At 52.7% G+C, this 12918-nt stretch carries 10 protein-coding genes; 5 read left to right on the forward strand and 5 right to left on the reverse strand.

Features of this window, described 5'->3' with window-relative positions; all coding sequences use genetic code 11:
* Window positions 1-36: 36 nt before the first annotated feature.
* Window positions 37-1095 carry a GNAT family N-acetyltransferase gene (locus BM123_RS12630; RefSeq protein WP_090169040.1) on the reverse strand — a complete coding sequence of 353 codons (1059 nt, stop codon included), beginning with the start codon at window positions 1093-1095 and terminating at the stop codon, window positions 37-39.
* Window positions 1096-1147: 52 nt separating this feature from the next.
* The gene (locus BM123_RS12635) at window positions 1148-3064 is read right to left on the reverse strand and encodes a UbiD family decarboxylase (RefSeq protein ID WP_090169042.1); all 1917 of its coding nucleotides are present in this window, start codon (window positions 3062-3064) and stop codon (window positions 1148-1150) included.
* A 361-nt stretch (window positions 3065-3425) separates the two neighbouring features.
* On the opposite strand from BM123_RS12635, the gene BM123_RS12640 reads away from it, so the two are divergent.
* From BM123_RS12640 to BM123_RS12650, 3 genes are all read left to right on the forward strand, one after another.
* Window positions 3426-4568 (forward strand): AraC family transcriptional regulator, encoded by a 1143-nt coding sequence (locus tag BM123_RS12640; protein WP_090169044.1) that lies wholly within the window; start codon window positions 3426-3428, stop codon window positions 4566-4568.
* 86 nt (window positions 4569-4654) lie between these two features.
* On the forward strand, window positions 4655-5383 hold the full coding sequence (locus BM123_RS12645; RefSeq protein WP_139211874.1) for a hypothetical protein: 729 nt from the start codon (window positions 4655-4657) through the stop codon (window positions 5381-5383).
* 88 nt (window positions 5384-5471) lie between these two features.
* Complete coding sequence (locus tag BM123_RS12650) at window positions 5472-6431, forward strand: alpha/beta fold hydrolase (protein WP_090169049.1); 960 nt, start codon at window positions 5472-5474, stop codon at window positions 6429-6431.
* A 199-nt stretch (window positions 6432-6630) separates the two neighbouring features.
* Here the strand turns inward: BM123_RS12650 and BM123_RS12655 are convergent, their stop codons facing one another.
* The 3 genes from BM123_RS12655 to BM123_RS12665 are packed head-to-tail and all read right to left on the reverse strand — an operon-like array spanning window position 6631 to window position 10071.
* Window positions 6631-7617 carry a succinylglutamate desuccinylase/aspartoacylase family protein gene (locus BM123_RS12655; RefSeq protein ID WP_090169050.1) on the reverse strand — a complete coding sequence of 329 codons (987 nt, stop codon included), beginning with the start codon at window positions 7615-7617 and terminating at the stop codon, window positions 6631-6633.
* The gene (locus BM123_RS12660) at window positions 7583-8626 is read right to left on the reverse strand and encodes an ATP-grasp domain-containing protein (protein ID WP_090169052.1); all 1044 of its coding nucleotides are present in this window, start codon (window positions 8624-8626) and stop codon (window positions 7583-7585) included. Before BM123_RS12660 ends, BM123_RS12655 begins: the two co-directional genes overlap by 35 nt.
* Window positions 8623-10071, reverse strand: coding sequence for an ATP-grasp domain-containing protein (locus tag BM123_RS12665; protein WP_090169054.1), 1449 nt, complete (start codon window positions 10069-10071; stop codon window positions 8623-8625). Before BM123_RS12665 ends, BM123_RS12660 begins: the two co-directional genes overlap by 4 nt.
* Window positions 10072-10291: 220 nt before the next feature.
* Here BM123_RS12665 and BM123_RS12670 point away from each other — a divergent pair, with 220 nt between their 5' ends.
* Complete coding sequence (locus BM123_RS12670) at window positions 10292-11353, forward strand: glycoside hydrolase family 26 protein (RefSeq protein ID WP_090169056.1); 1062 nt, start codon at window positions 10292-10294, stop codon at window positions 11351-11353.
* 71 nt (window positions 11354-11424) lie between these two features.
* The gene (locus BM123_RS12675) at window positions 11425-12729 is read left to right on the forward strand and encodes a DEAD/DEAH box helicase (protein ID WP_090169058.1); all 1305 of its coding nucleotides are present in this window, start codon (window positions 11425-11427) and stop codon (window positions 12727-12729) included.
* Window positions 12730-12918: the final 189 nt, after the last annotated feature.

Genomic DNA, 12918 nt, shown 5'->3' on the forward strand with positions numbered 1-12918 from the left:
GCGCCCGGCAGGTATGCGTTAGCCATGGGTGTCCCTCTACTCCGGAGCCGTCAGGTTAAGCCCGGCCAACAGCTCTTCTGCAGTAGTTCCCCGGGCAAGAACCTCCCCCTTTTTCACGGGCTGTTCGTAACGCCGCCTTCCGGATGGGCCAACGGAAGACACCTTGATGTCACGCAGGCCCGACGGTAGCGCCCGAAAGTAATGGTACTCCCCCAGCGTATTGTCGTAAATGACCATGCCCGATAAAGCACCGGAAATGGTCATCAGATAGGGAGCATCCAACATGCCTACCCGGTTACCCGGGTAGTGAAAACAAGCGGTGAAGGAGGGGTATTCCAGTATCGAAGTCTGGAATAATTTTTTGGGCATAATGGCCTTCAGCCGCTCCAGCGCTTCCAGATTATCGGCCAAAGGGCCAGATGGAAAATCTGCCCGATCAGCGGGCAGCGGAAGCCATTCACCCGACCTCACCTCCCGATACTCCATCGGGCCAAAACTCATTTTGTAGTCAAAGGCAGGAAAGCCCGGTGAAAAGTAGCCCGGGTGATAATAGGACTTCCCCTGAGCAATGCACCAGGCAATTTCCAGCAGTATCGTGTAAGTCCCTAAGCTGTCTGCAGCATAGTCAGGATCATAAATACCTGCCTTCGTGTAAGCACAGGTTTGCCCGGCGTCAAAAAAGCTGAAGCCCGCCAGCCGCTCTCCGTCATAAAGACGAACCACGTGGGTATGAAACACTTTCCAGCCAATATCCCCCGTAACGTGGTACTCAATGTCCAGTCGGCTTTTCTCCGGGTTTTTCTCCATGTAGCGTCGGTTTACTTCCCACATGGCAGCATCGGGCAGTTGGGCCGGGCTAATCTCCACCCGGAATTTCTTTTCATTCCGCCGCATTAGTTTCCGGTGGCGCTTCTTGAAGACAAAGCCCCTGAGCGGAAGCCTTAGCTGCAGGCATCCATAGAGCGCATCATCGTCCGTCCTTAAATAGTCCGAGCAATAAATAGACTGCCCCGCTGGCCGCCAGCCGGCGGTGAGGTAGTCGTCCAGGTCGGCTGGTTGAAGCGGACCCTCGGGATGAAGGATAATGACGGGCAAAAGGCCGTAAGATTGGGGGCGGCGAAGATAAGACGGAATAAGTGTTGGACAATCATCCTAAAAGGCCCTTTTCCGACAATTGATCTACACGACCACTGACCTGCGCGTCTTCCACCAGCCCTGGCGCATGCCAGGGTTTCACCCTGGCGTCGATAACCAGAGGGCCGGCACATCCCCAGTGCTTGTGCTCGGTGAAGGCACCCAGGCCGTGCACATCATGGCTCGGGTTGGAACGGGTGAAGGTGGCCCAAACGAAGTTGGAGAAGTCTTCGGCCAGGAAAGCACTGTCGTCACAGATAACAATCATGGCTATTCCGTTTTCCAACATAGCACCTGCGTCCGCGCCCAGATCCGCCGTAGTAAAACGCTCCACATCTTTAAGTGCCTGATTAGCACCGGCACTATCCAGCTGGGCCTTGTCCGACGGACCAGCCGGAAAAGCAATGAGTCGCGCGGGATCCGGGTCGGCACCCGGCACCGCCGGCCCTTTGACCGCCAGAATACCTGGCGCCACAAAATGCGGGTCGCTAAAGCCTGCAGGCAACGCTAAATTAGCGGGTAAATCCGTCGTCAGTTCCCGTCGTTTCTCCCCGCGTACGGCCCAGATTAACTTACTCCCACCGTTCCAGCCCGAGCCGCTGTAGTCCAGCGTATCGATGGTAGTTTTGGTCTGAAAGTGAAGGTCGCGAGTAGGGTCAAATCGTTCCAGAACGTGTTGGAAGAAGGCCGGTTGGTCGTCCGCATCCAGTTCGGGATCATCTTCGCCGGCGGCAATAATGCAATACTTGGCCAGGCTCGTCTGTCCGCTGCCAATGATTCGGTTCGCCTGGGTAATAATTTCTTCCGGCACGAGCATTTGACCGTCTTCGCGGAAGGGCATGTATCGTTCCGAACCAATAGCCAGCAATAGCGGATGAACACCGGCTTCGTCAACGGCATTGACCTGTTTGATGCCGGGGAATTCGCCCGGCGTGAGGTCTTTAACAATCTGATGAATCAGGTAGCCAAACTGGCTGTCCTCCGCTGGCGGACGGCCCACCACGGTGAAGTGCCAGATCGGATCTTTGCGGTGCCAGACGGTTTCGACGTCCATGACCGGGAAAGGGTGCTGCAAACTGTAATAGCCCAGGTGATCACCGAAGGGCCCTTCGGGCATCATTCCGTTTTTACGGATGGTGCCGGTGATGACGAAGTCGGCGTCAGCCGACAGCAGCCAGTCCCGGTCCCAGGTATAGCCAAAGCGGCGGCCGGCCAGCATACCGGCGAAGGTCATTTCGCTCAATCCTTCCGGCAAAGGCATGATTGCACAGAAGGCGTGGCTCGGAGGCCCGCCCACAAAAATGCTGCAGCGGAATGGCTCATCAGATTTAAGGTACTCCGTATGATGGACGCCGATGCCCCGGTGCAGCTGGTAGTGCAGGCCAATTTCTTTGTTCGTAACGTAGTCGTTACCCGTCAGCTGAATCCGGTACATTCCGATGTTGGATTGCATCGGTTTACGGCTTCCTGGCGGCAGGGTCATTACCTGTGGCAGGGTGACGAAGGCGCCACCATCCTGTGGCCAGGATTTGACGAGCGGAAGCTGATCAATCGTCGTTTGGCCGTACTTGATGGCGGGATTGAGGTGCTTTCGGGGCAAGGCGCTCAGCGCCGTGAAGGGTGCGCCGGCATAGCGGAGCGGAGCCTTGGCGAAGTTGGCGGGGTCGGCCTTTAGCTCCACTACCTTTTTAACTTTGGGCAGGGTCTTCCGGAAGAGAAAGTCCGTCCGTTCTTTGGTTCCATAGAGGTTAGACATCGCCTGAAAAGGGCTACCCTTCACGTTCTCAAACAAGATTGCCGGACCACCTTTGGCAAAGATGCGGCGGTGGATCTCGGCCATTTCCAGATCAGGGTCTACTTCGGCGCTGATGCGGAGAAGCTGACCTGCTTTTTCGAGGTCTCGGGCGGCTTGGCGGAGGGAGGAGTACATAGTCTGGTGGTTCGATAGTCTTGTAGTGCCGTGCAGCATGCGTGACGGGCACGACAAGACTACTGAACTACCAGACTACTAATATGGGCGCGGACGCCGGTGCAAAGTAGGACTTCTTAAAGAGCAATGAAGAGAAGAAGGTTGTCTCTCTTCTGTCAGAAATTCATTGCTCTCTAAAAACGCCGCTTTGCACCTGCGGTAGCGCCAAATACGCTACTGGCTGATCTTCAACTTCCTGATTCCTGTTTTTGTCGTCTCGTCAAGGAAGCTTAAAGACTTCCTAAATTTGCCGGCAAACAAGGATGTATGCAACTTCAGACGTATCCTGTAAGGTCTGTTACATCACTTAAAACCCCGGACATTGTCATTACTATCAGCCCTTTTCGGCATCGCTATTTTTCAGGGACTTGTACTGGGAGTGATCATTCTCAGGTCGCCCATATTCCGGAGCGATGCCAATAAATACCTGGCGTACGCGGTGATGGGGCTTTCCTTCGCCTTGCTTAGCCTGGCTTATGAGCTCACCGAAGATTACCCGGAAGACTTTCTGCCCTTTATCATTGATATTTTCAGTTCCGGGGCACTCTTTCCGGTGCTGGTATTATTGTTTATCGTCAACCAGGTGGACCACCCGATTCGGCGCTCCGGTAAACGGTGGTGGTGGTTTCTTCCGCATTTCTCCTCCGTTGCGCTGAGTGGGCTTAATGCGATTGTCGATTTTGCTTCCGCTCCTTTAATAGTTAAGGTATTATTTGATGCAGCCGAGGTCAGTGTATTTCTGCTGATACTGGTCTTCATCCCGGGCATTTTACTCTACGGATATTCTTTCCTCAAATACGCTGATAGCTCCCGGGAAAAACGCTGGCTAACCCAGCTCTGGTTCTGGGTGTTCGCCATTATGGCTTCCTGGGTCTCATCCATAGTGTTTGCTATGTTTTCCTACATCAATATGGCGTGGATGCTGAGAACGATCGCTTTGGGTGCCAGCTTTTTAATTCACTGGATTACTTACGCAGGCATCTTCAAATTCAAACTATCCAAAGATCAGGAAGAGATCCGGGCTTTGATCAGCAAGTGGAAATCAGGCTCCCTCCAGCCAGCCCTCTCCACATCCTCTCCGCCTCCACGTCAAAGTGAGGAGAAGCAGGAGCCTTCTTTTACCGAAGAAAACGATTATTTCAGAAGGCTGGAAACACTCTGTGCCAACGAGCGGATATATCTTGACCCTTCACTGGACAGGGCTAAAGTTGCAGAGATGTTGGGGATAAGCCCCGGTTATGTTTCTCAACTCGTCAACTCCATCACGGGAGATAATTTCTCGACCTACATCAATCGCTACCGGGTCGAAGCCGTCAAAGCGATGATTGCCAGTGCCGAGTTTGACAACTACAGTTTACTGGCCATCGGGCTGGAATCCGGCTTTTCCTCAAAGACCACTTTTCACACCGCCTTTAAAAAAATGACGGGAATGACCCCTAACGGGTACCGAAAAGCACATTCCTAGGTTCGGATTCATGGAAATTCAAGGTTTTGGAACCTCTGGCGACGGGATTTGGCCGACTATTGCCCCAGAATCAAATGAATGAAATCATGCATTTAACCAAAAGCCTTTCTGGCTTGTCCGACCATCATTGTACTACAAGCTACGGTCAGGCCAGGCAGGCGGAACGAGAGAAACCTCACGGATACAACTTCCCCTCCGCCCTGCCTTCAGTCTACCTTGTGATTGTCCTGCTGCTGCTGCTGACGGCCAGGCTTTCGGCGCAAAACACATCTGCCCCCATATCCTTCGCGGGAAGTACCGACTTCAAGGTCGGGTATTTTGGCAATATATTCTCTAACCAAGGCCTCAATATTGGTGCAGAACACCTCTGGAGAGAGAGGATCAAAATCAAAGAAAGAAGGAAAGGTCCGAAGACTATCAGGCGCCAACTACTACTGAACGGTAATATTGGCTACTCCACAAACTTCGCCACCCAAACCCAAAACGGAATTTTCGCCTATTCCGGCCTCACCCTCCGCAGAGTCAACGCTAAAAGCAGGGAGCTTTTCATTGAGCTCAATCCACTTGGCTTTTACCGTTCGATGCTGCCCACAACCTATGAGGTAGCGGGTGATGACGTCAGCCGCGTTTCCTTGCCCGGCAGAAGCTACTACGCCCCCTCCGTCGCCTTTGGTATAGGGCGGTTCCGCAAAGAGACCAAACGATCCGGTTGGTACTTCAACCTTCAGTATACGGTACTGACTGACTACAATGCTGCCGTGCTGCCCATCTTCTCGCTGCACTTCGGCCGCAAATTCAATTTCACCCGTAAATAAAGCCCTTCAGCCATGAAATTCAACAAAGTCAAAACAGCCCTTTCGATATTCGTAATGCTCAGCGTCTTCTCCTGCACGAAAGGAAGAAATGAACCTTAAAGACCTGAATGAAACCATCTACCTAAGACACCGACAGGCGGATATGCCCGCTCACGTACACGGCAACGCTTCCGAAAAAGTGTTCCTAATCTATCTGCACGGTGGCCCTGGCGGATTGGGCCTGGAGGCCCGGATAAACACGTTGATCACCGAGGTTGAAAAAAATAACGCTGTTGTCTATTTTGATCAACGGGGATCCGGGAATGCACAAGGAAACTATTCGGAAGATGACGTGAGCATCGACCTGATGGCAGAAGATGTGTTAGCCCTGGTGAAAGTTTTGCGAGCCAGATACGGTGACGACCTTAAGTTCTTCCTGATGGGTGCAAGCTGGGGAGGAACCCTCGGGCCGGCAACTTTACTAAAAAACCAGGATGCCTTTTTAGGGTGGATCGACGTTGCTGGCGCCCATAGCCCTAAAGACTTGTACCACGAGTACCAGATTATATTACCCGAAAAGGCCAACGAGCAGATTGCGTTGGGGAACAGTATACCACACTGGGAGGGTGTTCTTGAGCTCGTCCGAAATGTAGGCCCTGACTACAGTGAGGAGGATTTCTCTAAGTTAAACCCGAAAGCGCACGAATCCGAAAAGGTACTTGCTCAAGACATGGTCATCGTTTCACCACAAATTATTGGAGAGGACGGTGCAGAGCGGAGTTTTGCTGTCCGAAACAACGGAGAGATCGGAATTTTATTAACTCAAATGGGGCTTTGGAGTGACCTGTCCTTCACGGACCGCCTATCCGAAATAATCATACCATCCTTAGTTCTTTGGGGAGCACATGATCTGGTCGTTCCGACCAGGTTTGCACAGGAAGCATACAATCACTTAGGTTCTACGCACAAGGAGATCTTTGTTTTTGAGCGTTCGGGACATAGTCCGCTGGAATCTGAGCCCGGTCTTTTCGCTGAAAAGGTCATTGGGTTTATTAATGAGTATCGGTGAAGACTTCTTTTTTAGTTTGAAGTAGCCGGTTAGAGTCAGGCAGTCAGGAAGAACTCTTTGACTGCCTGGTTCTTTGATGCTAAACCAAATACGGCGCAAACGCCGGTGCAAAGCAAGACTCATTAAAGAGCAATGGTTGGCAGAAGCTAACTCACCATCCGAATCCAGAAATGAATGGCCTGGAGAGGGTTAATTAGCCTTATTCAATTCCAAGGTGCAGAATTCTGCCTCCGCTTTGATTTACCGGGCTGGTGGATTTACCGATCACCACGCCTTTTTCTGGTGCGTAGTATTGCTTAATGAGTTCACCAAAAACATTTCGGAGAGAGGCGATCAGCTGCCCTTTTTCCAGGCGATCCAGCAGTTCAACGTGAACCTGTAGTAGGCCACCGGTTTGGGTGTAGAGCCAATAGCTCTTCTTGCAGATTATGGTAGACTCCTTGGGTTCCAGCGTCTCATCATCCGTCATTTTAAGGTAGCTGAGCACGTTGTGTACTCCCACCAAACCACTACGGATCATTTTCTTCTGGTACACCCCCGGATTACCCACCTCGAGTGTGATGGCGGGGATGTCGAGAGCATCGGCTGTCCCCCGGAAAGTACCATCATTAGGAGGGTTGTGCACAATAAGCTGCGGGTGTTGCAAGAGCGCGAGTCGCCGGGTTACCTCTATGCTCATATCAGCACGGACATAGTAACTATTAATCCGGCCACGACTGGCCGTGTGAAGATCCAGCAGGTAATCGGTAAATTTCAGGAAACGATTTACCAGCCGGTAGGCGTAAACCTGGCTGGCGTTTCCATTTTCCTTACCGGGCATGAGGTGGTTGAGATCAGAGCCATCAGCGTAAAACCGTTGTTGGCGGTTGAAGCCGGGAATATTGACCACGGGAATAGCGACCACCGTTCCTCTCAGGGTTTCGACGTCCAGGTCAGCGAACAAGCGTTGGATGACGGAAATACCGTTCAGTTCGTCGCCGTGAATGGCAGCGGTCAGGCCCAGGACGGGGCCGTCATCAAGGCCACGGGCCACCATCAGAGGCACCAGCATCGGGTTCCCCATTCCGTCGCTGGCCAGTCGTAGCCAGTAATGACGGATAGATCCCGGAGGAGTGTCCTCTAAGTTAAAAGAAAGCACAATCGGCAGGTCATTAAAGCCTTTCGTTGAGATACTCGTAGATTCCATTGATGGTTTGTTGCAGAATTGGTCGGCCCGTTTGCGCTTCCGCCTGGGGGAAACCGCCAATACTGTTGGTATTTAATTCGGACAGGACGCGTTTTCCGTCATCGTCCATTAAGGTGTCTGCTCCGAAGATAACAATGCCCTTTTTCAGCAAAACAGGAGCAATTGCCGCAATCATTTCTTTCTCTTCCGGGCTGGCTTCGGCGGGTACGGAAGAACCACCCTGAGCGACATTACACAGCCACTGTCCGGGAGCAGGCAAACGGAGGCTGGCGCCCAATATCTGACCGTTAACCACCAGAATGCGTTTATCTCCGGCAGAAACGTTTTTGAGGTACTTCATGGCCAGATAGTTCCCCGCTTCAAGGTCATTGGTGGCAGATTCGAGCCAGTCATCGAGGGGGAATGAATGCCCATTTACCTCTGCGGTACCGTTCATAATCCGCACTAACCCTCTGCCGCCGTATTCCTGCAGGGGCTTAAGGACGATGGGGTGTTGGGCGGCAAAACGCTGCACCTCCAACTTACTTTGCACCCTGCGCACCGCCGCCGTAAAACCAGGAAAATTGTGCAAGAAAGCCTTACTGCCCGTTTCCAGAATTCCGGCCGGATTATTAATAATAACTGGTCCTGAAGATGGCGCATCCGTGGTCACAGAGCCTGCTGAATGTGCTGGCACAATGGACGATAAACGGGCAAAGAAAGCCTCATCCGCCGGAGGCGGTAGCCGAAGCCAGATCACATCTGCCTCCGCAGCCGTAAACTGCCTGTCCTCCCCGCAAAACTGATCACCAGAGGGGTCGTAGTTGAAGTGTTCGCTTGCCTCGCACCCAAAAAGAGGAGCCTTAAGTTCGCCGGCAAAAAAGGCCCGATTGCGTTCATCTCCCCTGCTGGCTACGAAGACAAATGCCGTGCGCGGGTCCTTCGCTAGCTTCCGGGTCAGCGCATAAAGAGAATTTTGATCGCTGTGCCCACGATGATCGGTCAGGATCAGAAACTGGTATTTCCTCATAAGAGAACTTCATTGAGCAGCGCAGCATCGTCATTCAGGCTCTTAAAGAGCCGCATACTGAACTTCCCTTTTTTAGTGTAAAGCTGCTTCGCCATTTTATCAATGGCGATTGTGGAAAGTACCGTCTGGATATAGGCTTCGATTAAATCGTCTAAACCCACGCCCATACGATTGAAATCGCGCCGATCCATCAGCAACAGCCGGTTAACGTCACTTGACCATTGGTTATCTCCTAGTTTTTCAGAGAGGTTAGTGCCCAGCATCGCCCAGGAATCGTCATTATCCGTCAGCGAGTCTGCCAGGGGTTTTCTAGCTCTGCGACTGTAGCAGGCCAAGGGCCGGATACCATTTGCCGTGCTGCTGACCATCAGCCGGATATCACAAACGTGCGTCTTCCCTTGTTTATTGGGAATGGTCCCAACGTGAAAATAACGCCCCGAGCTACTATTCGAACTCCACTGGTAATTTCCGATGAGGCTCTGAACGATATAGCGATCATAGTGAATATCTGTGTCCATAAAGGCTGCTAACTCCTGCTCATTGGTAATGGTGTACACGCCCTGCCCGGCATTGCTGTAAGGGATTTTCACCACCGCCAACCCGCCCCAGCGGGCAACCCATAGCGGAATCTCTGCTTTAGCCACATCCCGGATAGTTTCCGGCGCATGAATTCTGAGGCCGCTGCCGCTAAGTTCACCATTGAAGAAATCGTAAGCCTTTGCAGCAACCATTTTGTTCCGGCCACCGGCCAGGCAGGCTACAATCGGGTTGAGTATTTTGGTCCGGCAATTCAAGGGCAGGCGGTTCCAGGGCTTCTGCGTAACGTAGCGGAAGGCAGCCCGCAAAGGCACCCATTGCTCCTCCACTCTGGCAAAGAGCTGGTTATTTTCCAGTTTCAGGTTGCGGGAGGAAGCTCCGTCGTAATCAGTGATCAGCAGTACGTCTTCTTTAAACACATCAGCGATGATGGCTGCATAGCCCGTCGTTTCCATGGGGTTCTTATCGTAGATCACGGCCAGGCGACCTTCCACCTTTGGGCCACCGGTCTTTCGGTTTACGTAAGGAAGGAAGGTTCGCTCCACGAGGCGGCGATAGCCGCCTTCTTCTTCATGGTCATCAAGTAATGGCATCGACTTTTGCCCGCTGGGGCAAGAGTTATTCTCAATAACTACCATTCGCCGGTTCCCTTCCGCCGTAGTGGCGTGAATGAGGTCGGCACCACTCCACAAAAAGTGACGACATTCATAGTTCAGCAAGTCCAGCAATACTGCCTTATCCGTTTTGGGATTAAGGTGGCAATACCTGCTGACAATTCGCTCGGTGGATAAATTAAGGAAGAAACTTACGAGGGGGTGAATGGTAGCGTTTAACGCTTTAGGATACCAATGCGCTTCGGCTTCGAAGCTACCCGGGGTGATAGCCCGGACAATTTTGTTTTCTGTCACTTTACGTGTTTGATTAGGGACTACAAAGCTACGCGGGGTTTTCTATTAAAACTGCTTTTTTTTGCCCTGACTTTTCCCTTTCTTCACCATGAGCTTTTCCCCTTTTTCATCAGGGATTTATTATGGCCATTCGCAGGCAGGTAATTGTCTTGACAGCATAACATCTAAGCCAGGTCCATAGAATCAATTGCTTCTATGCTTACCTTAGGCTCTACCTTCTATGACCGCTAACCCCAATGCCACCCGCGCCACCCGTGCGTTGTTTCAAAACCTGCGCGAGCTGGCTAAAACAAGTACGCTCTTCGGTCATCAGGACTCCCTTGCCTATGGCGTGAAGTGGAAAGACTGGCACGAATTCCGTACCGACATAAGTGACGTTTGCGGCCAACACCCTGCTGTCTTTGGCTGGGACCTCGGCTGGATGGGTAAAACCAACCACAATCTGGACGACGTCCCCTTCAAGGCCATGATGGTCTGGATGCGTGAAGTTCACCATCGCGGAGGCATCAACACCGTCTCCTGGCATATGGACAACTTCCACGATGGCACGGCCTGGTCCATCAGCCGGCGGGTCGTGGCCAGTATTCTCCCCGGCGGCAGCAAACATCAGGACTATCTCGATAAACTGGATGCCTTTGCCGGCTTTGTTGATGAGCTGGAATTGGGCACCATCATTACCCGCGACATTCCCCTCATCTTCCGCCCCTTTCATGAACATACGGGCAGCTGGTTCTGGTGGGGAAACGCCCACTGCACCAAAGAAGAATACGTCGCTCTTTGGCGGTTCACCTTTCATTATCTGACCGACGAAAAAGGACTCAACAACCTTCTCTGGGCCTATTCTCCGGACATCTTCGAAGACGAAAAAGATTACCTGGAGCGCTATCCGGGCGATGACTACGTCGACGTGCTGGGCCTCGACGACTACCATGACGTAGGGCCCGGCGGCCAGCCAATAGAATTCCTCCGGCGGCTCCGCCTGCTGGTGAGCATGGCCGAATCGCGCGGCAAGCTCGCCGCGCTGACCGAAACAGGTGCTGAGGCCATCCCGGATCCCTGCTGGTGGACCCAAACGCTCCTCCCCGCCATTGCCGAAGATCCCGTCGCTTCCCGTATTGCCTGGGCACTGCTCTGGCGCAATGACCGGCCGACGCATCATTACGGGCCGTATCCGGGGCACGCCAGCGTCCCGGACTTCAAGGTTTTCAGCGAGCATTCAGCTATCTTTTTCCGGGACGACCTGGACAAAATTTACCGCTTACGAATAGAGCCAAAGGCCTGAGGTTTACGGCTAAATCAAATATCACCTATCGCCAATCGCTTATCGCATATCCCTTTCCTACCTTCGCCCCCATGAAAACCCAATCCGACATTCTTGCCAAGCTGGGCATTGAGAAACTCAACCCCATGCAGGAAGAGGCCCGCAAGGCTATTCTGAAAAACCCGGAGGTAGTACTCCTCTCCCCTACAGGTACGGGTAAGACGCTGGCTTTCCTGCTGCCGATTATTGAAGAACTGAAGAAGAAAACGGAGCAGGTACAGGCGATGGTAATCGTGCCTTCCCGCGAGCTGGCCATTCAGATTGAGCAGGTACTGCGGCAGATGGGGAGTGGTTGGAAAGTCAATGCATTTTACGGCGGTCGGGCAGGAGCACAAGACCGGGCGGAGCTGAAAACACCCCCGGCCATACTGATCGGCACCCCGGGACGAATCGCCGATCATTTCCGCCGCAAGAACATCAATACGGATTATGTGCGCACTCTCGTGCTTGATGAATTTGACAAATCGCTTGAGGTGGGCTTTGACGACGAGATGAAAACAATCATTGACGGCCTGCCTAACCTGCAGAAAAAAATACTCACCTCCGCTACTCAGGGAATCGAGATCCCGGAATTCCTGGGCTTAGAAGACGCCCTGACGATCAACTATCTCGGTAGCCACAGCAGTAAATTATCGCTACGCAGTGTGGCATCGCCGGACAAAGACAAGCTCTCTACGCTCCGGGCCCTGGTTGCCAATACCCGGGAAGGCAGCGGAATTGTTTTCTGCAACTTCAAAGCGACGATTGATTTTGTGAGTGATTACTTCGACGAGCACGACATCGAGCACAGCCTCTTCCACGGCGGCATGGAACAGATTGACCGCGAGCGGGCCCTGGTACAGTTTCGCAACGGCACCCACCGGGTTTTACTGGCAACCGACCTTGCCGCCCGCGGAATTGACGTGCCGGAACTCGACTACATCATCCACTACCAGATGCCGGCCCGGGAGCCGGAGTTTACCCACCGTAATGGCCGGACGGCAAGGATGCACGCCAGCGGAACGGCTTACCTGATGCATTGGGAAAAAACACCACTGCCTGACTTTGTTGAAGGAGCCATCCCGCTGGAGCTAAGTAAAAAAGTACCCGCTATCAAAGCCAGCAAGTGGGACACAATCCATGTTTCCGGGGGAAGGAAAGACAAGATATCCAAAGGGGATCTGGCGGGGCTTTTCTTCAAGCAGGGCGGCCTTAAAAAAGGAGAACTGGGTGTTATTGAGTTAGGCTCTCAACACTCCTACGTTGCCGTACCACGAGCGAAATCGCTCGCGCTGGTAAAGAAGCTCAACAACCAGAAAGTAAAAGGACGGAAGGTTCGGGTTTCGGTAATTGACTGAGTTTGTGGAGCAACATGAGTAAAAAGGACGTGATTAATTGACTTGTTGCGAGTTCGCTTTCCGAGCGAGCGACGGCAGGTTTTGTTCTGAACAAGGCGCGAAAAGGGAGCCTGGCCTAAGCCAGATGACCGATGATGCAACGCAGTTCAGGATAAAATTGGCGAATCGCAGCCGGCAGGGTGAGCTCGC

Origin of the sequence: Neolewinella agarilytica (assembly GCF_900110645.1) — a bacterium.
GTDB lineage: Bacteria > Bacteroidota > Bacteroidia > Chitinophagales > Saprospiraceae > Neolewinella > Neolewinella agarilytica.